The sequence below is a fragment of the Azospirillum sp. SYSU D00513 genome, assembly GCF_017356015.1.
Classification (GTDB): domain Bacteria; phylum Pseudomonadota; class Alphaproteobacteria; order Azospirillales; family Azospirillaceae; genus Azospirillum.
Map to the genome: position 1 here is coordinate 46,111 of NZ_JAFIQV010000026.1, position 24,183 is coordinate 70,293.

The 24,183-nt window shown below is 70.7% G+C and carries 26 protein-coding genes and 1 tRNA gene; 6 read left to right on the top strand and 21 right to left on the bottom strand.

Going from position 1 to position 24,183, the window contains the following annotated elements:
* Positions 1-125: 125 nt before the first annotated feature.
* From upp to ggt, 16 genes are all read right to left on the bottom strand, one after another.
* Positions 126-776: a uracil phosphoribosyltransferase gene (gene upp, locus JUB11_RS19190; RefSeq protein WP_207460181.1), complete on the bottom strand. Its 651-nt coding sequence runs from the start codon at positions 774-776 to the stop codon at positions 126-128.
* 103 nt (positions 777-879) lie between these two features.
* On the bottom strand, positions 880-1,851 hold the full coding sequence (locus tag JUB11_RS19195; RefSeq protein ID WP_207460182.1) for a diguanylate cyclase: 972 nt from the start codon (positions 1,849-1,851) through the stop codon (positions 880-882).
* Positions 1,852-1,966: 115 nt separating this feature from the next.
* On the bottom strand, positions 1,967-2,470 hold the full coding sequence (locus JUB11_RS19200) for a DUF2165 domain-containing protein (RefSeq protein ID WP_207460183.1): 504 nt from the start codon (positions 2,468-2,470) through the stop codon (positions 1,967-1,969).
* A gap of 4 nt (positions 2,471-2,474) precedes the next feature.
* Positions 2,475-3,119 carry a phosphoribosylanthranilate isomerase gene (locus JUB11_RS19205; protein ID WP_207460184.1) on the bottom strand — a complete coding sequence of 215 codons (645 nt, stop codon included), beginning with the start codon at positions 3,117-3,119 and terminating at the stop codon, positions 2,475-2,477.
* Positions 3,119-3,847: an orotidine-5'-phosphate decarboxylase gene (pyrF, locus tag JUB11_RS19210; protein ID WP_207460185.1), complete on the bottom strand. Its 729-nt coding sequence runs from the start codon at positions 3,845-3,847 to the stop codon at positions 3,119-3,121. The genes JUB11_RS19205 and pyrF overlap by 1 nt, the downstream gene beginning before the upstream one ends.
* A gap of 152 nt (positions 3,848-3,999) precedes the next feature.
* A complete protein-coding gene (locus JUB11_RS19215; protein ID WP_207460186.1) occupies positions 4,000-4,995 on the bottom strand; it encodes a YsnF/AvaK domain-containing protein in 996 nt (331 codons plus the stop codon).
* A 5-nt stretch (positions 4,996-5,000) separates the two neighbouring features.
* Positions 5,001-5,402: a YsnF/AvaK domain-containing protein gene (locus tag JUB11_RS19220; protein ID WP_207460187.1), complete on the bottom strand. Its 402-nt coding sequence runs from the start codon at positions 5,400-5,402 to the stop codon at positions 5,001-5,003.
* A gap of 18 nt (positions 5,403-5,420) precedes the next feature.
* Positions 5,421-5,633 (bottom strand): hypothetical protein, encoded by a 213-nt coding sequence (locus JUB11_RS19225; RefSeq protein WP_207460188.1) that lies wholly within the window; start codon positions 5,631-5,633, stop codon positions 5,421-5,423.
* A 152-nt stretch (positions 5,634-5,785) separates the two neighbouring features.
* The gene (locus JUB11_RS19230) at positions 5,786-6,892 is read right to left on the bottom strand and encodes an FAD-dependent oxidoreductase (protein ID WP_207460189.1); all 1,107 of its coding nucleotides are present in this window, start codon (positions 6,890-6,892) and stop codon (positions 5,786-5,788) included.
* Between the two features lie 13 nt (positions 6,893-6,905).
* Positions 6,906-7,862 (bottom strand): ornithine cyclodeaminase family protein, encoded by a 957-nt coding sequence (locus JUB11_RS19235; RefSeq protein ID WP_207460190.1) that lies wholly within the window; start codon positions 7,860-7,862, stop codon positions 6,906-6,908.
* 209 nt (positions 7,863-8,071) lie between these two features.
* A complete protein-coding gene (locus JUB11_RS19240) occupies positions 8,072-8,485 on the bottom strand; it encodes a lipopolysaccharide assembly protein LapA domain-containing protein (RefSeq protein WP_207460191.1) in 414 nt (137 codons plus the stop codon).
* Between the two features lie 72 nt (positions 8,486-8,557).
* Complete coding sequence (ihfB, locus tag JUB11_RS19245) at positions 8,558-8,842, bottom strand: integration host factor subunit beta (RefSeq protein ID WP_207460192.1); 285 nt, start codon at positions 8,840-8,842, stop codon at positions 8,558-8,560.
* Positions 8,843-9,097: 255 nt separating this feature from the next.
* Positions 9,098-10,804, bottom strand: coding sequence for a 30S ribosomal protein S1 (rpsA, locus tag JUB11_RS19250; protein WP_207460193.1), 1,707 nt, complete (start codon positions 10,802-10,804; stop codon positions 9,098-9,100).
* Positions 10,805-10,957: 153 nt separating this feature from the next.
* On the bottom strand, positions 10,958-11,635 hold the full coding sequence (gene cmk, locus JUB11_RS19255) for a (d)CMP kinase (RefSeq protein ID WP_207460194.1): 678 nt from the start codon (positions 11,633-11,635) through the stop codon (positions 10,958-10,960).
* A gap of 4 nt (positions 11,636-11,639) precedes the next feature.
* Positions 11,640-12,977, bottom strand: a complete 1,338-nt coding sequence (gene aroA, locus JUB11_RS19260; protein ID WP_207460195.1) for a 3-phosphoshikimate 1-carboxyvinyltransferase — start codon at positions 12,975-12,977, stop codon at positions 11,640-11,642.
* A gap of 302 nt (positions 12,978-13,279) precedes the next feature.
* Complete coding sequence (gene ggt / locus JUB11_RS19265; RefSeq protein ID WP_207460196.1) at positions 13,280-15,031, bottom strand: gamma-glutamyltransferase; 1,752 nt, start codon at positions 15,029-15,031, stop codon at positions 13,280-13,282.
* 146 nt (positions 15,032-15,177) lie between these two features.
* Between ggt and JUB11_RS19270 the strand changes: the two genes are divergently transcribed.
* From JUB11_RS19270 to JUB11_RS19280, 3 genes are all read left to right on the top strand, one after another.
* Complete coding sequence (locus tag JUB11_RS19270) at positions 15,178-15,567, top strand: TIGR02300 family protein (RefSeq protein WP_207460197.1); 390 nt, start codon at positions 15,178-15,180, stop codon at positions 15,565-15,567.
* Between the two features lie 136 nt (positions 15,568-15,703).
* Positions 15,704-15,779, top strand: a tRNA-Ala gene (locus JUB11_RS19275).
* Between the two features lie 96 nt (positions 15,780-15,875).
* Positions 15,876-16,160, top strand: coding sequence for a hypothetical protein (locus JUB11_RS19280; RefSeq protein ID WP_207460198.1), 285 nt, complete (start codon positions 15,876-15,878; stop codon positions 16,158-16,160).
* A gap of 109 nt (positions 16,161-16,269) precedes the next feature.
* Here JUB11_RS19280 and JUB11_RS19285 read toward each other — a convergent pair whose 3' ends face one another.
* The 3 genes from JUB11_RS19285 to JUB11_RS19295 all read right to left on the bottom strand — a co-directional run bounded on the left by JUB11_RS19285 (position 16,270) and on the right by JUB11_RS19295 (position 20,046).
* Positions 16,270-18,258, bottom strand: coding sequence for a molybdopterin biosynthesis protein (locus JUB11_RS19285; RefSeq protein WP_348771466.1), 1,989 nt, complete (start codon positions 18,256-18,258; stop codon positions 16,270-16,272).
* A 67-nt stretch (positions 18,259-18,325) separates the two neighbouring features.
* Entirely contained in the window at positions 18,326-19,531 is a 1,206-nt protein-coding gene (locus JUB11_RS19290) for a molybdopterin molybdotransferase MoeA (protein WP_207460199.1), read from the bottom strand.
* 128 nt (positions 19,532-19,659) lie between these two features.
* The gene (locus JUB11_RS19295) at positions 19,660-20,046 is read right to left on the bottom strand and encodes a hypothetical protein (RefSeq protein WP_207460200.1); all 387 of its coding nucleotides are present in this window, start codon (positions 20,044-20,046) and stop codon (positions 19,660-19,662) included.
* Between the two features lie 257 nt (positions 20,047-20,303).
* On the opposite strand from JUB11_RS19295, the gene JUB11_RS19300 reads away from it, so the two are divergent.
* The 3 genes from JUB11_RS19300 to JUB11_RS19310 all read left to right on the top strand — a co-directional run bounded on the left by JUB11_RS19300 (position 20,304) and on the right by JUB11_RS19310 (position 22,318).
* Positions 20,304-20,783, top strand: a complete 480-nt coding sequence (locus JUB11_RS19300) for an Hsp20 family protein (protein WP_207460201.1) — start codon at positions 20,304-20,306, stop codon at positions 20,781-20,783.
* Positions 20,784-20,840: 57 nt separating this feature from the next.
* Positions 20,841-21,056 carry a DUF1150 family protein gene (locus JUB11_RS19305; protein ID WP_207460202.1) on the top strand — a complete coding sequence of 72 codons (216 nt, stop codon included), beginning with the start codon at positions 20,841-20,843 and terminating at the stop codon, positions 21,054-21,056.
* 227 nt (positions 21,057-21,283) lie between these two features.
* The gene (locus JUB11_RS19310; protein ID WP_207460203.1) at positions 21,284-22,318 is read left to right on the top strand and encodes a hypothetical protein; all 1,035 of its coding nucleotides are present in this window, start codon (positions 21,284-21,286) and stop codon (positions 22,316-22,318) included.
* 63 nt (positions 22,319-22,381) lie between these two features.
* Here the strand turns inward: JUB11_RS19310 and JUB11_RS19315 are convergent, their stop codons facing one another.
* On the bottom strand, positions 22,382-22,639 hold the full coding sequence (locus JUB11_RS19315; RefSeq protein WP_207460204.1) for a type II toxin-antitoxin system prevent-host-death family antitoxin: 258 nt from the start codon (positions 22,637-22,639) through the stop codon (positions 22,382-22,384).
* The gene (locus JUB11_RS19320; RefSeq protein ID WP_207460205.1) at positions 22,636-24,171 is read right to left on the bottom strand and encodes a HAMP domain-containing sensor histidine kinase; all 1,536 of its coding nucleotides are present in this window, start codon (positions 24,169-24,171) and stop codon (positions 22,636-22,638) included. The genes JUB11_RS19315 and JUB11_RS19320 overlap by 4 nt, the downstream gene beginning before the upstream one ends.
* Positions 24,172-24,183 lie beyond the last annotated feature (12 nt).

A 24,183-nucleotide genomic window follows, 5' to 3' on the forward strand; every position in this document is an offset into this window, starting at 1 on the left:
ATGGAAATTAGCGTCCGGGCGGATTGCGGCAATCCGGCAAATGAACCTATGTCGCGAAAGAGGTAAGTCATAGGGATAGAGGGAAAGGCCGATCCCGTCGCTATGACCGGCCTTTCCTTTCGGCGTTACTTGGTGCCGAACATCCGGTCGCCGGCGTCGCCCAGGCCGGGGACGATGTAGGCGTTCTCGTCCAGGTGGCTGTCGAGCGAGGCGGTGAAGACCCGCACGCCGGGATGGGCCGCCTGGAAGACGCGCATGCCCTCGGGGGCCGCCACCAGCGCCATGAAGCGGATGTTCTCGTCGGCGACGCCATGCCGGTTCAGCACGTCGCAGGCGTGCACCGCCGAGTTGCCGGTCGCCAGCATCGGGTCCACGACGATGAACAGCCGCCCCTCCGCCTCCGGCAGCTTCACCAGATACTCCTGCGGCATCTTGGTGTCGTGGTCGCGGTAGAGGCCGATGTGCCCCTCGCGCGCCGACGGCACCAGCTCGTGCAGGCCCTGCGCCATGCCCAGGCCCGCGCGCAGCACCGGGACGATGGCCAGCTTCTTGCCGGCGATCACCGGCGCGTCCATGGGCTGGAGCGGCGTCTCGATCCGCTCGCTGGTCAGCGGCAGGTCGCGGGTGATCTCGTAGCCCATGAGGAGCGAGATCTCGCGCAGCAGCGTGCGGAAGCCGCCGGTCGAGCGCTCCTTCGCCCGCATGTGCGTCAGCTTGTGCTGGATCAGCGGGTGGTCGAGGATGAAGAGGTTCGGAAAGTCGGGGTGAGTCCGCATGAAAATCCCGTGCCGCGGCCAGAGAGGGTCGTGCCCGATCCTACCCCGCCCTGCGCCGTCCGGCCAAGCACCCCTTGCGTGGGGCCGTGCCCCGGGCTCTGCGTCAGCCGGCCTTGGCGCGGCTCGGCAGCGGGCGCGCCGCCCGCACGGGTGCGGCAACCGCCGGCTTCACGGCCGCCGGAGCGGGCTTGGCGGCGGCCGGGGCGTCCACCCCATAGCAGACCACGCGGTTGCGGCCCGTGTTCTTGGCCTGGTACAGCGCCTTGTCGGCGCATATCACCATCTCCTCGACCGGCAGCTCCATCTGCGCCTCCACCAGCCCGAAGGAGGCGGTGACCGTGACCACACGCCCGTCCGGCAGGGTGATGGGCGAGGCCATCAGGTCGCGGCGCAGCCGCTCGATGACGCGGAAGCCCTCCTGAAGGCTGGTCTCCTTGAGGCAGACCAGGAACTCCTCGCCACCCATGCGGAAGGCCTCGTCGAAGCTGCGGATGCCCCGGCTGATCACGGCGGCCGTGGCGGCCAGCACGCGGTCGCCGATGTCGTGGCCGTAGGTGTCGTTGATGCTCTTGAACCGGTCGATGTCGCACAAGGCGATGCAGAAGGCCTGCCCGACGCGGCGGAAGCGGTTCTGCTCCCGGTCCAGCGCCTCCTGCATGCCCCGGCGCGTGCGCAGCCCGGTCAAGGGGTCGAGACCGGAAGCCGCCGCCCCGAAGGCACGCTCCACCCGGCGGAGCTGGAGCACGAACTCCTCGAAGCGGCCGATGACCGCCTCGTATTCCGGCTCGGCCGGCCATTCGCCGCTGGCCGCCCGCAGCAGCACCATCTTGGCGTGGCGGTGCATCTGCTCGTGCAGGGTGACGAGTTTCTGAACGGCCGGCTGCTGGGCGAGGTCGTCGCGGCTGGCCGCAGCACACCAGGCCGCGAAGGAGGCCGGCGCGGACACGCGCTCTCCCCCCTGGCCGCCCCGGAACAGCGCCGCGCGGTGCCACTGGCCGATCCAGCGCAGATGCTCGTCGAGCACGATGCCGAGCGTTTCGGCCGGAGACAGGGTTTCGGTCGGTTCGGCGGCCATGGACCCTCCGGAGGCGGACAGCCGGCAGCGCTTCGCGCCACCCATGCGGACAAACTGATCTTAACCCCAAGGCCCCACCGAAGCCATGCGATCAAGATGAGCGATACAATTTATATTAAATTTGGTTCAGCCCGTCCGGCTCATGGTCCGCCCCGCAGAGGTGGACCAGGGCGAAGCCGATCGTGGCGAGGAAGATATGCGCGGCGTCCTGGCCGTTCCATTCAGACGATTGCCACATGGCGAACCACTCCCCGCCTATGACCAGGAAGCCCAGGCCATAGAGCAGAAAGCCGGCGGTCAGCCCGGCGATGGCGGTGTCCCGCGCGCGCAGGAACGCGGCGGCGGAGCGGCGCGCCCGCCACAGCCGCCACACGCCCGCCCAGCACAGGCCCGCCGTCAGGACCTGCCAGCCGATGATCAGCCAGTAGGCGGCGTGGTGCAGCGCCGGCGCCTCCACCGCCCGCCACATCAGCGCCGGGCTCTTGAAGGTGGTGTCCATCATCAGGACGTGGCGGACGAAGGCGAAGTTCGACCCGTAATCGGTGATGTTGCCGGCGGCGACGAGCGTGAAGAAAAGCGCGACCACCGCCACCAGCAGGATGCGCGACAGCCGCAGCATGGATTCAGAGCCCCGCCGACGCGTCCAGGAAGGCGCGCACCAGCGCCGGGTCCTTGTGGCCCGGCCGGTCCTCCACCCCGGAGGAGACGTCCAGCTCCTCCGCACCGGTGACCCGCACCGCCTCGGCGACGTTGCCGGGGGTGAGGCCGCCCGACAGCATCCAGGGCCGCGGCCAGCTCCGCCCGGCGAGCAGGGTCCAGTCGAAGGCGATGCCGTTGCCGCCGGGAAGGGCCGCGACCTTGGCCGGCGGCTTGGCGTCGAACAGCAGCCGGTCGGCGACTTCCGCGTAGTCCAGTGCCCCGGCCAGGTCGTCCGGCCCGCCGATTTTGATGGCCTTCATGACGGGGATGTTGAAGGCTCCGCGCACCTCGGCGACGCGTCGGGGCGTCTCCTTGCCGTGCAGCTGGATCAGGTCGAAGGGCACCTGCCCGACGACATGGTGCAGATAGTCGTCCTCCGGATCGACGAACAGCCCGACCGTCCGCACGCCGGTCGGCACCAGCCGCGCCAGCTCGGCAGCCAGCGCCGGGGAGACGGAGCGCGGGCTCGCCGGGTAGAAGACGAAGCCGACGTAGCGCGCCCCGCCCGTGACGGCGGCGCGCAAGGATTCGGGCTCGCTCAGCCCGCAGATCTTGACCTGGACAGCCATCAGGCGGCTCCCTCCTCGATCTCGGAAACGATGCGCCGGGCGGCCTCGGCCGGGTCTCCGGCGCCGGTGATCGGGCGGCCGATCACCAGATGGTCCGCCCCGGCGGCCAGCGCCTCGGCCGGCGTCATCACGCGCTTCTGGTCGTTGGCGGCGGCCCAGGCCGGGCGGATGCCCGGCACCATCAGGATGAAGTCCGGCCCGCAGGCCGCGCGCAGCAGCGCCACCTCGGCGGGCGAGCAGACGACGCCGTCCACCCCCGACGCCTTGGCGAGCAGCCCAAGCCGCTTCACCTGCTCGGCCACCGGCGTGCCCTGCCCCACCGCCGACAGGTCACCGTCGTCGAGGCTGGTCAGCACGGTGACGGCGAGGATCTTCGGGCGGCCCGGCCCGGCGGCCGCGGCGGCTTCGGCGGCCGCCCGCATCATGGCCGGCCCGCCGGAGGAATGGATGGTCATGAAGGCCGGCTTCAGCTCCAGCGCCGCGCGCACGCCGCCCGCCACCGTGTTGGGAATGTCGTGCAGCTTGAGGTCGAGGAAGAGCGGCGGGCCGTCCTCCCCGATCACCGCGCGCACGCCAGCCGGCCCGTGGGCCAGGAAGAATTCCAGCCCCAGCTTCACCCCGCCGACGACCCCGGAGACGCGCCCGGCAAGCGCACGGGCGGCATCAAGGTCGGTGGTGTCCACGGCGCAGAAGATGCGCGAGGCGGGCGTGACGCTGGAAGGGGCCATGGGGAAGACTTTCGGGCGGTGAAGGGCGGCTTGGAAAAGAAAACGGCTCCCGCCCGCCCGAATCGGGCCGGCGGGAGCCGCAACTTACCAATCTTGGCCCTGGATCACCAGCGGCGGGATCGGGAAAAGGCCCGTCCCGCCTTCAGGACAGGTCAGACGTCCTTGCGGGGGTCCGTGGTCCCGGTGCCGAGGCCGGTGCCCGTGGTGGAGGCGCGGTCGGTCGTGCGGCCGTCGTCGATCTCCACCTCGGTGCGGCGGACGGTGTCGGAGACGGTCTGGACCCGCTCCTCCACGTCCTTGCGGACGACCAGTTCCTCGCGGACGCGGGCGGTCTTGCCGACGACCGCCTCCTCGTCCGTCTCGCGCACCTCGATGGTGCGCTCCTGGAAGGCGTTCTCGGGGATCTCGCCGACGCTGCGGTCCACCGTGCGCCGCTCCACGGTCACGGTCTCGTCGCGCAGGCGGACCTGCTCCTCGACCGGCGTCTCGACGACGTAGCTGCGGATGCGCACGCCGCCGCGCTCGACCGTGCGCTTGCCGACGGTGAGCTGCTCCTCGACGATCGGAATGTGCTCCTCGCCGACGCCGGAGGCGGTCAGGCCCTGGCGTTCGACCGTGCTGTCGCGCTCGGTGGTCGTCTCGTTGACGCCGCGCATCGCGGAGGCGGCGGCACCCAGCCCCATGCCGGCGCCGGCGTAGCGGCCGCGTTCCTCGGTCGCCTGGGTCTCGTCATAGTCGGCGGCGGTGGCGTCGTAGCCGGTCCAGCCGGACTCGCGGTAGGAGCTGCCGCGGTGGTCGATGTCCACCGGCCCGTGGCGCTCGATGATGTCCAGCGCCCGGTCGGCCTCGGCGTCCGGCACGCGGCCGACCACCAGCACGCCGCCCCGGCGCACGCCTTCCGCGAACAGTTCGGCGTCGCCCGACGACACGCCCATGCGGGTCAGCAGGGACACGCGGTCGGACCGTCCGCCCCCGGCCGTGTCGGTCATGGTCCCAGCGGTGGTTCCAGCGGCGGAGCCGGCCGTCATCCCGGCGGTGTCGCCGCCCATCTTCGTGAAGTTGCGGATACCGGCCGCGTCGAGTTCCTCCTGCACGCGCTGGGCGGCGGATAAGTCGTCGTACAGGGCAACGATGGTCTTGTGGTCCATGGGTATCACTCCTGGGGAATTGGGTGGGAGGGATTGGTTGGTTCCTCACGCGTGACGACTGCGTCCTCGGACCGCAGGGTCACGGAGACGCGTTCGGTGCGCTCTTCGGCGCGCGTTCGGATGTGCAGTTCTTCCCTAAGGACGAGGCGCTTCGTGACGACCAGTTCCTCTTCGATGACGGGAACGATCAGCACGTCGCCTTCGCGGCGCGGTTCGGGAACCGCATCGACGGGACGGCCGACGGGCACGCGGGTGACCTCGACGCTTTCGCTCCGCAGAGCCTGCTCGACGGTCTCCTCGCGCTCGCTCACGCGTGTCGTGATCCGCACGGCGCCGCGTTCGACCGTCCTTTTGCCGACCGACAGCGCCTCCTCGTACAGGGGAATACGTTCGACGTCGGCGGCCATGGTGTCTTGCCTGCCGGATCAGAAGAGGAAGTAGAGCAGGACAAGAACGGCCAGAACGATCAGGGCGATCAGCCACCAATTCGTGTGGCTGGCGGTCGCGGCGGCGGTGCCGCCCACGCCAGAACCAGTGGAATGCGTGCCGGTCGAATGCATGCCGGTCGAATTCATGTTCGTTGAATTCGTGCCGGTGGCGCCGGTCGTTCCGGTCCTGGAACCGTCGTTGTCGTACACTCCTACTTTCCGAGGATTGTCGGCCATGTCCGTGTTACTCCCGGTGGGTGCGTCGAAGCCCTCTCAACAGCATCCCGGAGTCTTCGTTCCGGCCTTTTCGAAAATGTAATGAGGCGCTTGGCGCAAGCTTGAACGGACCCTTCCGGGCGGCGTCAGCGCCCCGCCGCCCAGGCCGTAAGCGCTGCGGCACCGCCCGGATCATCGACCGCCACCGCCAGCGCCTCGCCCAGGGCCGGCGCGAACTTGAAGCCATGGCCGGAACAGGGGCTCATCAGCCAGGAGGCGGGGGTGAGCGGCTCGATCACGAAGCGCTCGTCCGGCTCCACCGTGTAGAAGCAGGTCGCCGCGTTGGCGAGCGTGTAGCCGGCGCCGCCCGCCAGCGCGCGGCGGGCGCGGTCGAGCACGGCGTAGGCCTCGTCCGGATCGGGGGTCCGGTCGTCGCCGGGATCGCCCTCCAGCGAGAAGCGGTGGTCCCCCGCCTTCATGCCGGTGCCGGCCACCGGCGGCACGATGTACACGCCGCTCTCCCCGTCGGCGTCGATCAGCATGGGTGCGCGCGCCCACAGCCCGCGCACCCCCTCCGGCGGGGTCAGGTAGGCGAGCGTCTGGCGCGACGGGGTGAGGCGCGCCGCCGTCTCCGGCAGCAGCCGCGTCACCCAGGCCCCGGCGGCGACGATCAGCACATCGGCGCCGATCACCCGGCGGTCGGCCAGGGTCACCGTGGCCCGCTCCGGGTCGATGGAGGTGACCGGGTTGCGGGCGTGCAGCGTCACCCCCTGCGCGTTCAGGTGATGGGCCAGCAGCTCGACGATGCGGCCGGCCAGCAGCACCCCGCCCGTCTCCAGATGGATCGCGTCCGTGTAGCGCGCGGCATCGACCAGCGGGAACTCGGCGGCCAGCTGGGACGGGGTCAGCCGCCGCACGGGCCGGCCCTGCGCTTCCAAGGTCGCCGCACTCTCGGCGATCCAGCGCCGCCCATCTTCGGCGCCCGCGACGCAGAGCGTGCCCGTCGGCACCATCAGCCTCTCGCCGAGATCGGCCCAGAGCGCCTCCCAGGCCTGAAAGGCCGTTTCCGCCATGCGGCTGTAGCCGGCCTCGGCCCCATAGGCGTGGCGGAACAGCCGGTGCTGGTCGACCGAGCTGCCGAAGGGGTTCGGCAGGTTGCCCTGCTCGAACACGGCGACGGTGTGGCCCCGGCGTGCCAGGGAGCGGGCGGCCGAAAGCCCCATGATGCCGCCGCCGACGATGGTGATGCGCATGACCGGATCCTCCTCAGCGCAGCGTGTCGTTGTGGACGATCATCTCGACCGCGAGTTGGGCGGCGCAGAGATCCTCCAGCGCGGTGCCGGCCGACTTGAACAGCGTGATCTGGTCGTAGAAGCGCCGCCCTGCCCGCTCGCCCCTGGTCAGGGCGGGGAGGTCGCCGGCGATGTCGTCCCGGTTCAGGACGCCGGCCTTGAGCGGCTGGGCGATGTCGCCGGCCCCCAGGCAGGCGCCCTCGTAGCTGTCCACGAAGACGCGGGAGCGGCGGATGCACTCGTCGTCGGCTTCGCGCATCTCCGGCGTGACGCCGCCGACGAGGTCGAGATGCTGGCCGGGCTGGAGCCAGTCGCCGCGGATCAGCGGCTCGGCGGCGGCGGTGCAGCAGGAGATGACGTGCGCGCCGCGCACCGCCCATTCCAGGTCGTCGGTCGCCTCGATGCGGAATTTCGGCCGGTGGAAGCGGGAGACGACGCGACGCGCCCGCTCGGGGCTGCGGCCCCAGACCAGCACCTGCTTGATGGGGCGGACGGCGGCGTAGGCCTCGATCAGCTCCGGCGCCAGCGCCCCGGTGCCGACCACCAGCAGCCGTTCGGAATCGGGCCGCGCCAGATAGCTGGCGGCGAGCGCCGAGGCCGCCGCCGTGCGGCGCCTGGTCAGGGCGGCGGCGTCCAGCATCGCCTGCGGAACACCCGTCTTGCCGTCGAACAGGACGTAGATGCCCTGGCTGGCCGGCAGGTCCTTCGCACGGTTGTCGGGGAAGAGCGTCGTCAGCTTCACGCCGACGGACTGGTTGACCTGCCAGGCCGGCGCCACCAGCAGGGACGCCTCATGCTCGCCGTAGGTCTGGACCGCGTGGCGGTGGGGCTCCGGCGCCTCGACGCCGCTGCGGAAGGTCTGGCGCATGCGCTCGATCAGCATGCGCTGGTGAAGCACCGACTTCAGCTCGGCACCGGTGACCATTCTCATGGTGCCTCCCCCTTTCCGTCCCGCACCCGCGCGGCGAAAGGCCGCCGGCCCCGCGGCCGGGATGATCTTGGATCAAGGGGTCTTTGGAATCAATGCGCTGTGGGTCGGCAGGGGGCCGGGTTCCTGAACCGCGGAAACGGGAACGCCGCGGCACTTCCCCTCGTGCGGGGAAGTGCCGCGGCGCTCATCGGGACCGGGTTCAGGCCCGCTCAATGCACCGTCGGCTGCGCGGCCGTGGCGCCGGCGGGGGGCGGCAGCGCGCTGCCGGCCGGGGCGGCGGCGATGGCGGTGGCGGGGCCGGAGACGGGGCGGTTCATCTCCGCCAGGCGCTTTTCGGCGGCGGCGGCGTGGGCCTGCGCCTCCTTCAGGTCGCGCTCCAGATAGCCGATGCGGTTGGACTGCCAGCGGGAGCGGCGGCGGTAGCCGCGCTGGCTGTTCCAGGCGACGAAGCCGCCGGCGATGAAGCCCAGCGCCAGCGCCAGCAGCGTCGCCAGATAGATCGGCGCCTCCAGCGTGAAGGGCAGCGGCCACAGGGCGAAGGTCACCGTCTCGCGGTTGGAGACGGCGAAAAGAACCGCGACCAGCATGATCGGGAGGGTGATGATCCAGGTCAGGAAGCGCACGGGCTAGGGTCCTCGCGTCGTTTGTTCGTCAGTGGAGCCGGGCAGGACCGGCCGGGTCGGATGGGCACGGCCTCATTCGTCCGTGTTCAGGCGTTCGCGGAGCTGCTTGCCGGTCTTGAAGAACGGGATGCACTTCTCGCCCACGTCAACGGATTCACCCGTCCTCGGGTTTCGTCCAGTGCGCGCGTCGCGCCGCTTGACGGAAAAGGCGCCGAAGCCGCGCAGCTCCACCCGGTCGCCGCGCGCCAGCGCGTCGGTGATCTCGCCGAAGATGGTGCTGACGATCTTCTCGATGTCGCGCTGGTAAAGGTGCGGGTTGCGTTCCGCCAGCCTCTGGATCAGCTCGGACTTGGTCATGGGACTGGTGTTTCCCCCGATGCCGGCGCCTGATTTCGCGCCCTTTCCGCGAAGCCTGCCACCGGGGTCCCGACCCGTCAAGCTAAGCCTTTCAGGTAAAACCCTTTTTCCGTTTGCAGCCGCGAAGCGGCGGGGCCTCGGCGGCGGCCTCCGGGCCTGGGCGGCACCCTGGGGCCGGGCAGGAAAAAGGCCGCCGCGGTCTCCCGCGGCGGCCCCTTCCACTCGAACCGTCCGCCCCCGGAAGGGGCGTCGGGCTTACTCTTCGCTCTGCTGGCGGCGCTTCAGGGCGGCGCCCAGGATGTCGCCCAGCGAGGCGCCGGAGTCCGAAGAGCCGAACTCGGCCATCGCCTGCTTCTCTTCCTCGGTCTCGCGGGCCTTGATGGACAGCGAGATGCGGCGGGAAGCGCGGTCGATCTGGGTGACCTTGGCGTCGACCTTCTCACCGACGGCGAAGCGCTCGGGGCGCTGCTCCGAACGGTCGCGGGACAGGTCCGACTTGCGGATGAAGCCGGTGTAGCCCTCGCCCACGGCCACCTCGATGCCACCGTCGGTGACCTGGGTGACGGTGCAGGTGACGACGTCGTTCTTCTTCAGGCCGGCCGTGGCCGCCTCGAACGGATCGCTGCCCAGCTGCTTGATGCCGAGGCTGATGCGCTCCTTCTCGACGTCGACGTCCAGGACCTTGACCTTGACGCGGTCGCCCTTCTTGAACTCGGCGATGGCTTCCTCACCCGACTTGTTCCAGTCGAGGTCGGACATGTGCACCATGCCGTCGATGTCGCCCGGGAGGCCGACGAACAGACCGAACTCGGTGATGTTCTTGACTTCGCCTTCCAGCTCGGTGCCCGGACCGAACTTGTCGACGAAGGTCTCCCACGGGTTGTCCAGGCACTGCTTCAGGCCGAGGCTGATGCGGCGCTTCTGCGGATCGACGTCCAGGACCATGACCTCGACTTCCTGCGAAGTCGACACGATCTTGCCCGGATGGACGTTCTTCTTGGTCCAGGACATCTCCGAGACGTGCACCAGGCCCTCGATCCCCGGCTCCAGCTCCACGAAGGCGCCGTAGTCGGTGATGTTGGTGACGCGGCCCTTGAACCGGGCGCTGACCGGGTACTTGGCTTCGACGCCTTCCCACGGATCGGCTTCCAGCTGCTTCATGCCGAGGCTGATGCGCTGGGTTTCCGGGTTGAAGCGGATGACCTGGACCGTGACGGTCTGGCCGATCTGCAGGGCTTCCGACGGATGGTTGATGCGGCGCCACGCGATGTCGGTGACGTGCAGCAGGCCGTCCACGCCGCCCAGGTCGACGAACGCACCGTAATCGGTGATGTTCTTGACGACGCCCTGGAGGACCTGGCCTTCCTTGAGGTTGGCGACCAGCTCCGAACGGGCCTCGGCGCGGCTCTCCTCGAGCACGGCGCGGCGCGACACGACGATGTTGCCGCGCGAGCGGTCCATCTTCAGGATCTGGAACGGCTGCGGGGTGCCCAGCAGCGGGGAGATGTCGCGGACCGGACGGATGTCCACCTGGCTGCCCGGCAGGAACGCCACGGCGCCCGACAGGTCGACGGTGAAGCCACCCTTGACGCGGCCGAAGATCACGCCGGTGACGCGGCTCTGATCCTGGAAGGACTTCTCGAGGAGCGACCAGGCTTCCTCGCGCTTCGCCTTCTCGCGGCTCAGAACGGCTTCGCCGTTCTTGTCTTCCATACGCTCAAGATAGACCTCGACGGTGTCACCCGCCTTCATCTCGGGCGACTGGCCGGCGACGGCGAATTCCTTCAGGGCGACGCGCCCCTCGGACTTCAGGCCGACGTCGATCGTGACCATGTCGTTTTCGACCGAGACGACACGCCCGCGGACGACCGTGCCTTCGAGCGAGTCAGCGGTGCCGAGCGACTCTTCGAGCAGAGCCGCGAAGCTTTCCTTATCGCCGGACCGGGCCATAGCTTGTGCCATTGAAACTCCTAAGGTTGCAGGAAAAGCGGCTCCCTTCCTGGCCGGACCCGCGGCAAAACGGGACCGATCCGGATGAGGCCGCCGCGCCGGGCCCCACGCCCGGCGACTTGGTTGATGTTTTCCTGAAGGGCCGAGAAGCCCGGAACGCGCCGTTCAGGCCCGGGGCTTGAGACCCCTGGGGCTGAGGCCGGTCTTCGAACCGATGAAGCCGATCGCCTCTGCGAACGCCTGTTCGGCGTCGAGGGCGGACGTATCAAGCACAAAAGCGTCGGCAGCCGGACGGAGCGGGGCCACCGCTCTCTGGCTGTCGCGCGCGTCACGAGCCTTCATGTCCTCCAGAACGTCGGAGGGTATAGCCGGAATCCCGCGTCCCCGCAACTCCTTGAGTCGCCGGTCGGCCCGGACCTCCACGGAAGCGGTAACGAAGAGCTTGGCGTCGGCGCTCGGGCAGACCACCGTGCCGATGTCGCGCCCGTCGAGCACGGCGCCCGGCGCGTCGCCCGGCGGGGTCGACGCGAAGCGGCGCTGGAACTCCAGCAGGGCCTCGCGCACCGCCGGCACCGCCGCCACCTTGGAGGCGGCCTGCGCCGCCTCGTCGGTGCGCAGGGCCGGGTCGTCGAGGATGCCGTCCTCCGGGTGCAGGTCCCAGGCGGCGCGGGCCGCGGCCTCCGCGTCCGACGGGTCCATCCCGGCGCGCAGCACCGCCATGCCGACCGCGCGGTAGAGCGATCCCGTGTCCAGATGCGCGAAACCGAAGGCGAGCGCCGCCCGCTTGGCGAGCGTGCCCTTACCGCTCGCCGCCGGCCCGTCGATGGCGATGACGACGCTCATCTCCTTAAACCTCCGCAATGCTCGCCCCCAGTCCATTCATCAAACCGACGAAACCCGGAAAACTCGTGTCGATAAAGGCGCCATCATCCACCTGGACAGGTTCGGACGTGGCCATGCCCAGAACGAGGAAGCTCATGGCGATGCGGTGGTCCATCGCGGTGGCGACCGTGGCGCCGCCCTGCGGCGGGCGGCCGGTGCCGTGGACGGTCAGGCTGTCGTCGGCCCCGACCTCCACCTTGACGCCGCAGCGCGTCAGCCCTTCCGCGACCATGGAGAGCCGGTCGCTCTCCTTCACGCGCAACTCCTTCAGGCCGAGCATGACGGTCGTGCCCTCGGCGCAGGCCGCCGCCGCCGCCAGGACCGGATACTCGTCGATCATGCTGGGCGCGCGGTCGGCCGGCACAACGACACCCTTCAGGGGGCCATGCTTCACCCGCAGGTCGGCGACCGGCTCGCCCGCCTGGTCGCGGCGGTTCTCGAAGGCGATTGAACCGCCCATTTCCAGCAGCGTGTCGTACAGGCCGGTGCGGCGCGGGTTCATGCCGACGTCGCGCAGGACCAGCTCCGAGCCGGGGCGCAGCAGCGCCGCCACCGCCGGGAAGGCGGCCGAGCTGGGGTCGGACGGCACGAAGATCTCGCGGGCGGTCAGCTCCGGCTGGCCGGTGACGGAAACGGCGAGCGCGCCGTCCGCCATGCGCTCCGTCGTCACGGTGGCGCCGAAATGGCGCAGCATCAGCTCGGTGTGGTCGCGGGTCGGCTCCGCCTCGATCACGGTGGTGATGCCGGCGGTGTTCAGGCCGCAGAGGATGATCGCCGACTTCACCTGGGCCGAGGCGACCGGCAGCCGGTAGGTGACCGGGATGGTCTGGTCCGACCCGACCACGGCGAGCGGCAGCCGCCCGCCGCCGCGCCCGACGAAGCGCGCGCCCATCTGCTCCAGCGGCGTGGTCACGCGCGCCATCGGGCGCTTGTTGAGGGAGGCGTCGCCGGTGAAGACGCTGGTGATCGGGTGCGCCGCGACCAGCCCCATCAGCAGGCGTGCCGCCGTGCCGCTGTTGCCCATGTCCAGCACCTGCGCCGGCTCCCGCAGGCCGCCCAGCCCGACGCCGCGCACGCGCCAGACGCCGTCGGCGTCGCGCTCGGCCTCCGCCCCCAGAAGCCGCATGGCGGCGGCCGTGTGCAGCACGTCCTCGCCCTCCAGCAGCCCATGGATGACGGTCTCGCCGACCGCCACCGCGCCCAGCATCAGCGACCGGTGCGAGATCGACTTGTCGCCCGGCACACGCAGGGTGCCTTTGAGCGCGCCGGTGGAGGACGAGCGCAACGGCTTCGCCAGCGACATGGAAAAACCCTCGAAATGGATGAACTCGGCCGGATTACCTATCACAGCCCTCCCGGCGATGCGACTCCCGTCAGCGCGGCGGCACCACCCTGGAGCGTGTGCGGAACGCGGGCAAAAAGAGACCGCCACGGGGTTGCCCCCGGGCGGTCCAAGTTCGGGAAAATTCCCATGCCAAAAATGGAGGAGTGCACGAAGTGCAACATCCTTGTAATCTTATTATCGTTAACGAGGCGTAAAGATGCGCCCTTTTTATCGCACCTAGCCTTAATTGCAGAGCCGCTGCACGCCCGCCGACCGCCGGTTCAGTCCCCGATCGCGACGCCCTCACGCCGGGTGTCGGCGCCGCCGGACAGCCCGTCCGGCGTGACGATGATCGCCTGGGTGCCGGAGGTCATGTCCATCAGCTCGACCCTGTGGCCCCGCGCCTCCAGCGCAGACACCCAGCCCTCCGCCTCGGTCCCCCTCTCCAGCTCGGTCGGGCCGTTGCGGCTGCCGAAATTGGCGAGGTCCACCGCTTCCTGCGGGTCCATGTCCCAGTCGAGCAACGCCACCAGCGTCTTGGCCACGAAATTGGCGATGGCGCTGCCACCGGGGGAGCCGACCGTGGCAAGGAGGCTGCCGTCCCCACGGAACACCAGCATCGGCGCCATGGTGCTGCGCGGGCGCTTGCCCGGCTCCACCCGGTTGGCGACCGGCTTGCCCTCGACCTCCGGGGTGAAGGCGAAGTCGGTCAGCTCGTTGTTCAGCAGGAAGCCCCGCACCATGATGCGCGAGCCGAAGCCGCCCTCGATCGTGGTGGTCATGGAGACGGCGTTGCCCTGCCCGTCCACGACGGAGATGTGGCTGGTTCCGTTCTCGACCGCCTCCGCCAGGCCCCAGTGGCGCGTTTCGCGGTGGGGCGGCTCGCCCGGCTTCGCCTCCCCCATCGAACGCCCGCCCATCTGCGCCGCCCGCCCACGCAGATATCCGGCGTCGAGCAGGCCCTTCAGCGGCACCCGCACGAAATCCGGGTCGGCGAGGTAGAGGGCGCGGTCCGCGTAGGCGAGCCGCCCGGCCTCGGAAAACCAATGCACCGCCAGGGGCATGTCGGCGCGCAGCCGCCCCATGTCCTTGCCCTCCAGCATCGCCAGCATCTGGAGGATGGCGACCGGGCCGGAGCTGGGCGGCCCCATGCCGCAGAGCCGGTAGGCGCGGTAGCTGCCGCAGACCGGCTCGCGCTCCTTCACCGCATAGCCCTTCAGATCCTCCGCCGTCAGGTCGCCGGGATGGGCCGGGTGCGCGCGGACGGCCGCCACGATGTCCCCGGCGATGGGTTCCTCGTAGAAGGCCGCCGCTCCCCCTCGTGCGATGGCACGCAGCGTGTCGGCGAAGGCGGGATTGCGCAGCACATGGCCGACCGGCCTGGGCGTGCCGTCGGGCTGGTAGAAATAGGCGCGCGCCGCCGGGTCGCGGGCGAGATAAGCGTCCTGGCCGAGAAGGCCGTTCAGCCGTGGGCTCACCGGGAAGCCGTCCTCGGCAAGTTGGATCGCCCGCTCGAACAGCGCTGGCCAGGGAAGCCGCCCGTGCCGGGCGTGGGCATGCTCCAGCAGCCGCACCAGCCCCGGCACGCCGACGGACCGGCCACTGGCCACCGCCTCCATGAAGGGCATGGGCGTGCCGTCGGGGCGGAGGAAGCGGTCGGGCCGGGCCGCCGCCGGGGCCGTCTCGCGGCCGTCGTAGCTGGTGACCCGCTTTGTCGCCGCGTCGTAATGGACCAGGAAGGCGCCGCCGCCGATCCCGGAGCTTTGCGGCTCCACGAGGTTGAGGACGAGCTGCACGGCGATGGCCGCGTCCACCGCGCTGCCGCCGGCGCGCAGGGCCGCGCGCCCGGCCTCGGCCGCCAGCGGGTTGGCGGCGGCCACCATGCTGCCCGCCGCCGTGGCGACCGCCTGCCGGCCGCGTCCCGTTGCCCCCTCCGGGGCGGGGGCGAGCTGGGCCGACGCCAGGGGCGCGGAGGCGGTCAGGAGAAGTGCCGCGAGAAGGATCTTCCGGAGGATGCCGGGATGGCGCTGCATGTGTTCCTCCCTACGGGTGTGGGACAGAGCGTGGGGATCAACCCGTAAGCCGCCCATGTCCGGCGCGAACTTTTTTTTGACAAGCGCCCGCTGGCATGGCAAAGGGCGCCACTTGAGAAATTCCCGGAAATCTACGGAGGATTGGCGTGGCCAAACCCGAATGGGGCGTCAAGCGCATCTGCCCGAATTGCGGCGCGCGCTATTACGACATGCGCAAGGACCCGCCGGTGTGCCCGTCTTGCGGCGCGCAGTTCGACCCGGAGGCCCTGCTGAAGTCGCGCAAGGCCCGCCCGGCCCCCGCCGACGAGGTGGTCAAGAAGGCCGCCCCGGTCGATGACGAGGATGTCGAGAGGGAGACCGAGGACGAGGTCGAAGTCGATGAGGTCGAAGACGACGTCGAGGTCGAGGATGACGTCGAGGTCGAGGACGCCGCCGAGGACGAGGAGGACGTGCTGATCGAGGACACCTCCGAGCTGGGCGAGGACGACATGGACGAGGTCGTGGACGTCGACGACGAGAACGAGGAGGAGCGCTGAGGCGCTTTTCCCAAAAGCCGGACGGGGTCGGGAAAAAAGTTTCGGAGGGGCGAATATTTCTCTTGCGCCTGCCCCCCGATCTGACGATTATCCCGCTCCACCGGCGCCGGCCGAAAGGCAGGCACCCCAGAGTTCCGGGGCCATAGCTCAGCTGGGAGAGCGCTACAATGGCATTGTAGAGGTCAGGAGTTCGATCCTCCTTGGCTCCACCAAATCAACGAAGGGCTCGGTCAGATCTGACCGGGCCCTTCGTCGTTTCCGGCATTTACGTTTCCGGCATCCGCACACCGCACCGAAAGGTCCCGGCCATGGCCAGCATCCCGACCGCCGCCACCACCATGGGCACGCTGAACCGGGAGAACCCCGCAGCGCTGGAACGCCTGTCCTACCTGCACCCGGCCTTCGCCCCCGGCATGGACATCCCGCCGGAGGTGACGCTGGAACAGATGGCCGGCGCCACCGGCCTGCCGCTCGACGCCGTCCTGGTGACCGCCCGCGGCGAGATGCGCGTCACCATGCCCGAGGGCGGCTGCGGCCCCGGCTGCTCCTGCGTCGGCGAGGGTGTCAGCGCGGGTGGCGCTTGCGTCCACTGATTCTTCTTTTTCCCTCAAACGCCGGGCGCGGCCATCCGGCCGCTTGGCTTCGCGGTCACGTGACCGCGGGCCGCGGTCGCGGCCTCCAACGGCCAAAAGGCCGTTGGTTTCACCGCCGGAAGCCGAACCCCGCCAGCGCCTCGGCCACGGCGGGGTCTTCCAGCGCGGCGAGGAAGCGCTTCACCGCCGGGCGGTCCAGCCGGTCGCGCGGGATGATGAAGTCGTAATGCTCCTCCTGCAGCGGCAGGAACCCCAGCCCATACAGGTTCGCGACGCTGTCGATGGCGACACCCCAGTCGGCGCGGCCCTGCGCCACGGCGGCGGCCACGGCGTTGTGCGACTTGGCCTGCGACCAGTAGCCGGCGGGGCGCGCCGGCCCCAGCATGCGGTCGGTGAGGATGCGGGTGCCGCTGCCGGCGTTGCGGTTGATCATGATGAGGTCGGCGTCATCCGCCGCGGCCCGCGCCGCCGCCTCCGCGCCACGCCCCTCGAAGCGGGGATCGCCCCGGCGGAACAGGACGCCCTGGTTGCGGCGGTAGCCGGGGACCAGCTCCAGCGCCGATGTCAGGAAGGGGCGGTTGTATTCCCCGCTCTTCGGGTCCATCAGGTGGACGGGCGCCACGTCGCACTCCCCGCGCCGGGCGGCGGCGAGGCCGCCCATGGAGCCGAGGTTCAGCGCCTTGACCGACAGCCCCTCCCCCGCCATGCGGCCGAGGATTGCGTCGAGCCCGACGCAATGGCTGCCGATGACGATCAGGTCGGCCGGGCCGGCGTCGCGGCCCAGCAGCTGGACAGACACGGGCGTGCCGGCCTCCACCGCCTCGGCCTGGGCGTCCACCGCGATGAAGCCGTCGGCCTGGCTGAAGGCGGTGACGGCGCCGGAGCCCTTGGCGAGCGGGTAGGCCGCCAGTTCCCCGCCGGCCCCGCGCACCAGCGACACCATCGCATATTCGGTCCGCCCCCGCTCCGACGCCAGCCGCACGGGCAGCGAGGCCGGCACCGTCTCCGCCGCCTCGGGCGGCAGGCCGGCCAATGCGCGGATCACCGGCGCCACGAACTCGTGGAAGGTGAACATGGCCGAGGTCGGGAAGCCCGGCAGCACGGCCACCGGCTTGCCCCCGGTGACCGCGAGGCAGAGCGGCTTGCCCGGCTTCAGCGCCACGCCATGCACGACGATGCCGGGATCGCTCAGCCCTTCCAGGATGCGGTGCGACAGGTCGCCGGCCCCCTTGGACGTGCCGCCCGACAGCAGCAGCGCATCGCAGGCCAGCCCCTCGGCGACGAGGCGGGACAGGCTCTCCTCCTCGTCGCGGGCGATGCCCAGCGGCACCGGCTCCCCGCCCAGCTCCTCCACGGCGGCGGCCAGCACGGCGCCGTTGCTGTCATAGACGCCGCCCGGCCGCATCGGCTCGCCCGGCGCCAGGATCTCGTCGCCGGTGGAGAGGATGGCGACGCGCGGGCGGCGGACCACCGCCAGCTCGGCCCGGCCTATGGCGGCCAGCACCGCGATCTCGCGCGAGGTCAGCCGCTGGCCGCGCCGCAGCACCGTCTCCCCCCGCCCGATGTCCGAACCGGTGGCCGCGACGAAGGCGCCGGGCATGGCGGGCCGGCGGATCTCGACCGACAGGCTGCCGTCCTCGTCGCGCACGTCGGTCTGCTCGACCATCACCACGGCGTCGGCCCCGCGCGGCAGCATGCCGCCGGTCGCGATCACCGTCGCGGTGCCGGGGGCGACGGTCAGGGCGGGGGCGCGCCCGGCGGACAGCACCTCCCCGTTCAGCCGCAGCCGCACGGGTGCGTCCTCGGCCGCGCCCGTGGTGTCGGCGGCCCGCACCGCGAAGCCGTCCACCGAGGAGCGGTCGAAGCCCGGCACGTCCACCTCCGCCAGCACGTCGCGCGCCAGCACGCGGCCGAGCGCGCGGGACAGCGGGACGCTCTCCTCCCCCTTCGGCGTCAGGTCGAGATGGCGGCGGAAGCGCGCCTCCGCCTCCTCCCGGCTCACGACCTCCAGGAACTGCTCCTGCCGCGCGGCGCGCGCCACGAAGCGCCGGATCTCCTGGCTGGACATGTCCTGGCCGAATTCGTCCTTGTTGGACACGCGCGTTTCCTTCCTGATTCCCTTTGGCCTGATTCCCTTTGGCCTGATTCCCTTTGGCCCCATTCCCTCAGCCGGCCATCGTAGCGTCATACCGCCGCACGGTCACGGGGCTGCCCTCCGGGACGCCCTCGCTTTCCGGCGGGATCAGGACGAAGCCGTCCGCGCGCAGCAGCGCCCCCAGCCCCGGCACGGCGGGGGAGGCCACCGGCTCCACCCCGCCCTCCCCGTCGATGCGCACGCGGTAGAGGTCGGCGCAGCCGATCTCCGACACCAGCTTGCGCCGCGTCACCCCAGGCTGGACCGGCAAGGGCATCTCCGGGGCGCGCCCGCCGAGCCGCCGCACGGCCCGCCCGCCCAGCAGTTCATAGGCGGCGAGGCAGGCCATCGGCTCCCCCGGCAGCAGGACGGCCGGCGCGGCCCCCGCGAGCCCGAGCCCGGCGGAGTCGCCGGGCCGCATGGCGACGCCGTGCAGCGCAAGGGTGCCGGCGGCGGCCAGCGCCAGCGGCGCCACGTCGTCCGGGCCCACTCCGGTCCGCCCGGCGGACAGCAGCAGGTCGGCGCCGGGCTCCGCGAAGGCGGCGGCCAGGGCGCCGACGTCCGCCGGCAGCGGCCCCACCAGCTCCGGCAGGCCGCCGTCGCGCGCGACCAGCGCTACCAGCATGGCGCCCAGCGCGTCCGCCCCCCGGCGCGGGCCGCCGGCCAGGACGATCCGCACGCGCGGGCGCGGGCGCACGGCGACCTCCGCGACGCCCAGCGCCGCCAGCAGCCCGAGATGGTGCGGGCGCAGGACCTCCCCCTCCGCCAGCAGCGGCGCGCCGGCGCGGACGGATTCCCCGCGCCGTTCAACCCCCTCCCCCGGTGCCAGTGCCGCCAGCGCCTCGGCCATGCCGGCGATCTCCTGCACGGCCTCGACCGGCAGCACGGAATCCGCGCCCGCGGGCAGCGGGTCGCCGGCCGCGACGGGCACGGCCGCGAAGAGCGGAACGGGATTGTAGGAACCGGCACCCAGCGTGTCGGAGGCCGCCACCGCCATGCCGTCGCGCGCGGCGCGGCCGGCGGGCGGCCAGTCGCCGGGTGCGGCCAGCGCCGCCGCCGACACGCGGCCCACGGCCCCGGCGAACGGGACGGTTTCGATCGCCTGCGCCGGCACCCGGGCGTCGATCCAGGCCTCGGCCTCCGCCAGGGACGCGCGGGTCGCGAAGCCGCGGCCGCGCACGTCGCGCATGTCGGGACGCGGTTCAGGACGCCCGTTCGTCACGCTGCCGGCGGCCATCCTCGACGCTCCACCACTGCCTGTTGCCAGGGATCTTCCCAGGCGATCGGGCGGGAGTATGGGCTGGCGCCGGAACGGGCCGCAAGCTTTCCCCTCGTCCTTTCCGGACAGCGGCACCCGCGCGCGGTTCAGGTCGAAAGCGTGATGGTCCGGGGCTTGTGCTTGATGTCCAGCACGAGCCGGCTGCCGGCAACGGTCAGGGACTTGTCGGCCTGGCGCGGCACGGGGATCTTCTGGCTGCGGCAGAGCAGCAGGAGTGCGGCCAGGATCTTCTGCTGGCTCAGCACCGCCTCGCGCAGCATCGACGCGCCGCTCTGCTGCACGAAGACCGTCGCCGACAGCCCGTCATTGTCGCGCAGATCGACGCCCGTGATGACCCCCTGCGGCAGGTCGCCCTGCGTCGACACGTCGGCGTACAGGCGGATGGCCAGCCGCAACGCCGTGTCGTTGAACACGATGCGGCGGGACTCGACGATCATCGAGGGCGAGGAGGAGGAGGAGGTGCGGTCGGTCATGAAAACCAGGTCGAGGGGGGAACCGGGCCGGGAGCCGGCGCGGCGCGCGCCCCGTCCAGTTAGGGGCCGCCGGGTTAGGTTTCCGTTAAAAGGCCGCAGCCCCATGGACCCGCCGGCCCTCTTAATGTCTTGACCGCGACCCGCGATCCTCCAATCTATGGGGAGTGCGGCGCCGAGACGAAGATCGGGCCGCCGATGCACCGGGTGCCGGCAACGGGCCCGCCGCGCAACTCGCTCGCGTCTCGAGGAGGATGCCCATGACGACTCGCCTTTCGCTGTTCAACAGCCCCCTTCTGCTCGGTTTCGACCAGTTCGAGCGGACGCTCGACCGCATCGCCAAGAATTCCGCCGAGGGCTACCCGCCCTACAACATCGAGCAGATCGGCGAGGACGGACTCCGCATCACCTTGGCTGTGGCCGGTTTCACGTCGGAGGACCTGTCGGTCCAGACCGAGGACAACCAGCTCGTCATCCGCGGCCGCCAGACCGACGACCGGTCGCGCGTCTACCTGCACCGGGGCATCGCCGCCCGCCAGTTCCAGCGCAGCTTCGTGCTGGCCGAGGGGATCGAGGTCATCGGCGCGTCGCTCGACAACGGGCTGCTGAACGTCGACCTGCGGCGCCCGATGCCCGAGCCGAAGGTGCGCACCATCAAGATCGAACAGACCAGGACGGACCAGGGCGCGGCCAAGGGGCCGCAGACCATCGACGTGGCGCCCGACCGTTCCGAGGCCTGACCTTAGTTTCCGGCCGCCGGTCCAGCCGGCGGTCCGTTTGCCGAAAGACCATCATCCATGAACGACTCCCTTCACCTGCGCGAAATCTCGGCCCAGGACTTCGCGTCCTTCGGCTTGGACCATGTGGCCTATGTGCGCCCGGTGACGGTGCATGGCATCGACGCCTTCGGCGTCTACGCCGCCGACGGCACGCAGCTGACCGTCGTGCCCGGGCGCGACGCGGCCTTCACCGCGATCGTCCAGAACGACATGGAGCCGGTCAGCCTCCACTGACGCCCCCTCCAGGCGGCCCCCGCCCCGAACCGGTCAGGCCGGCCCGCCCCGATGGCGCGCCGGCCTTTCTCGTATCCCACCCCGTTGAATTTTGTCGCAGAGCGTCGCGTGATGTCGGTATTTGCTGCCGCTAGTATGGCCCGCGTTCGCGGAACAGGCGTCGGGAGAACAGGGTGGACGGCGGTCACGGCCCCGTGGCGACACGCGCGGCATCCGGAGCGGCGGGCATGAGCCGGGCCGTGGAGGACCAAGCCAGGGCGGACGAGGCGCGCGACGCGCTGCACATCCTGCCCCTGTCGATGATCCCGCTGGAGACGGCCGGCCTCCAGCAGGCCCGGCTGATCAAGAACGTGCGGCTGGAAACGGTCGTGGAGATGTTCCACGACCCCCAGGCCGGCAGCGGCCAGGTGCCGCCGCATCAGGTCGCCGCCTATTTCGAATCCAACCCGGAGGAGATGGAACGCGACCTCGTCAAGATCCAGAAGATCGGACGCGCCTCCAGCTTCGACGTCTACTCCTCGCGCATCGAGCTGCGGCGCCTGAAGATCGACGTCAACAACGTCGAATCCCTGACCCTGTCCGACCGCAAGAAGGCGGAGCTGACCAACTACATGCGCGTCTTCACGCGCCCGCTGGTCGAATACGTCTACGGGATGGAGGAGATCCAGGTCCAGGACGTGGGCGACCTGATCAACATGTTCGCCAACCCCAACCGGGACGAGGCGCTGCGGAACCTGCGCATGATGGCCGACCGGCTCGACATCGGGCTGATGGAGATCCCGCAGTTCCTGGAGGAGTATGGCGACATCTTCCTGTCGCTCGCCTATTTCAAGAAGTGCCTGGACGACATCGTGCCGGAGACCCAGCGCTTCATGGACTGGGTGAACGACATCCGCGCCTCCGCCGAGGTGCGGCGCGACTCCCGCCAGATCCGGATGCTGGACGAGATCGAGAGCGACCTGACCGACATCACCACCTCGATCACCGGCCGCTTCGAGAGCTTCGACAACCGCTCCCGCGACTTCTGGCGCGACATCAACGCCCAGACCTTCCGCGCCATCCGGGAGCTGATCACCTCCCACCACGTCACCATCGGCGGCGTGCTGTGCGGGCTGGCCGTGAAGATGTCCCTCTGGAAAGCCCGCTTCGCCCGTGGCGGCGGCGGCCCCAACCGCCGCCTGGAATTCGTCAAGTCGGAGATCCTCCCGGGCCTGTCGCACATCCGCGCCCTGGAACAGTCGGCGCGCGCGCCGACGCAGTGAGGGGTTTGGTGCGGCCAAGGATAAATGAGCGATCGAAGCAAGCGTGCGACCATCCCGCCACCGTCATCCCCGCGGACGCGCATGGGCGCTAACTTTGAGAATCGCCCGACGAAACCGAGCATCCGACTCCCCCTGCACCGGCATCGAATCCGTCAGCGCACGGAGCGCTGCGACATCGACAGGCCGGCGGGGTGGTTGCGCGGCGACCAGCCGGGCGGCCGGCTTGCCTTCGACGGTGATGCAGACCGGTTCTCCGGACGCCGCCAGCGCGACCAGTTCGCCAAGACATGCTCCGGCTTCGGCAAGTTCGACGGTCCTCACAGCGTGGCCTCCTGACCGAGCTGTTCCCTCTCCCGCTCCGGCTTCGCCGGTCGCGCCAGGACGCAGGAGGCCGGCAGGACCAGAGCGGCCCGGGTGCCGCGGCCGGGTTCGCTGGCGATCTCCAGGCGCCCGCCATGCGCCTCGATCAGGCCCTTGACGATGCTGAGGCCGAGCCCGGTGCCCTCGTGCAGGCGGGACAGGCGGCTGTCGATCTGGGTGAAGGGCTGGACGGCCAGGGCGGCCTGCTCGGCGGTCATGCCGATGCCCTGGTCCGTCACGGCGATCTCCACCTCGCCCTGCGGGCCGGCCGTGCAGGCGATGCGGACCGGTGACGGGGGCGTGCTGAACTTCAGGGCGTTGGACAGCAGGTTCGTCACCATGCGCCGCAACGCCTTCTCGTCGGCGTACAGGACCGGCCATGCGGAGTCCGGGTCGAGTTCGACCGTGCGGCCCTGGCCGATGGTGCTGGAGCGGACCATGTTCAGGGCGAACAGGACGGCCGCCCGGCTGTCCACGCTGTCGCGGTTCAGGGACAGCGTCATGGACTCCAGCTTGGCGACGGTCAGCAGGTCCTCCACCATCACCAGCATGTGGCGCCCGCCGCCGAGGATGTATTCGGCGCATTCGGCGGCCTGCCGGGCGGCACCGCTTCCCTGGCCTTGCCCTGGGCGGCCTTCCTGGCGGCGGCTTTCCTCGCGGCGGCTTTCCTCCTGGATGATCTCGGCGTAGCCGATGATCGCGTTCAGGGGCGTGCGCAGTTCGTGGCTCATGACGGCCAGGAAACGGGATTTCGCCCGGTTCGCCGCCTCGGCGTTCTCCTTTTCCGCGCTCAGGTCCACGCTCAGGCTCTGGAGCCGGAACTGCGCGCGCCGCATGGCGCGGTTGTTGTGGAGGATGAAGGCGATGGACAGGCCGCTGAACAGCAGGCAGGTCCCGGCGAGGAGGGAGAAGTTCCGGTGCTGCCGGATCAGGTTGTCCTGGGCCTCCGAGATCTCCTCGCTGCTGTACTGGTTGACGGCGGAGGCGAAGCGCGACAGCTCGGGCACGGCCGGGGCCAGCACGGCCAGCGCCGCCCGCGCCTTGGCCGGGGCATCGCCGCCAGTGTCGCCGAACAGCGCCTCGGCGCGCGCGACGGCGGCGGAGACGCGCTCCAGCGCCTGCCGGAGGTCCGGGGAACGCTCCCCGAATTCCGTGAGCCGGCCGCTTGCCAGAAGCCTCAGCCGTCCCTTGACGATGGCGAGCCGCAGCGAGACCTCCTCCTCCGCGGCGGCGTCGCCGGCCAGCGCGTAGGCGGTGATGCGCTGCTCCAGCCGCACGAACTCGCCGACGGCCTGGCTCGCCGCCCAGGCCGCGTGATAAGGGGTCGCCTCGTCCAGTGCTGAGGCGTGCTGGAACACCAGCGCGCTCGCGTAGATCGAGGCCGCGGCGAAGAGGCCGGTCACGGCCGCGAGCAGGAAGCCCGACCTCCGCTCCCTCCGGCTTCGCCCGTTCCGGCTCCGCTCCGCCCCGAGCCGCTCCATGCCGGATGCCATGCGCCCTTCCCT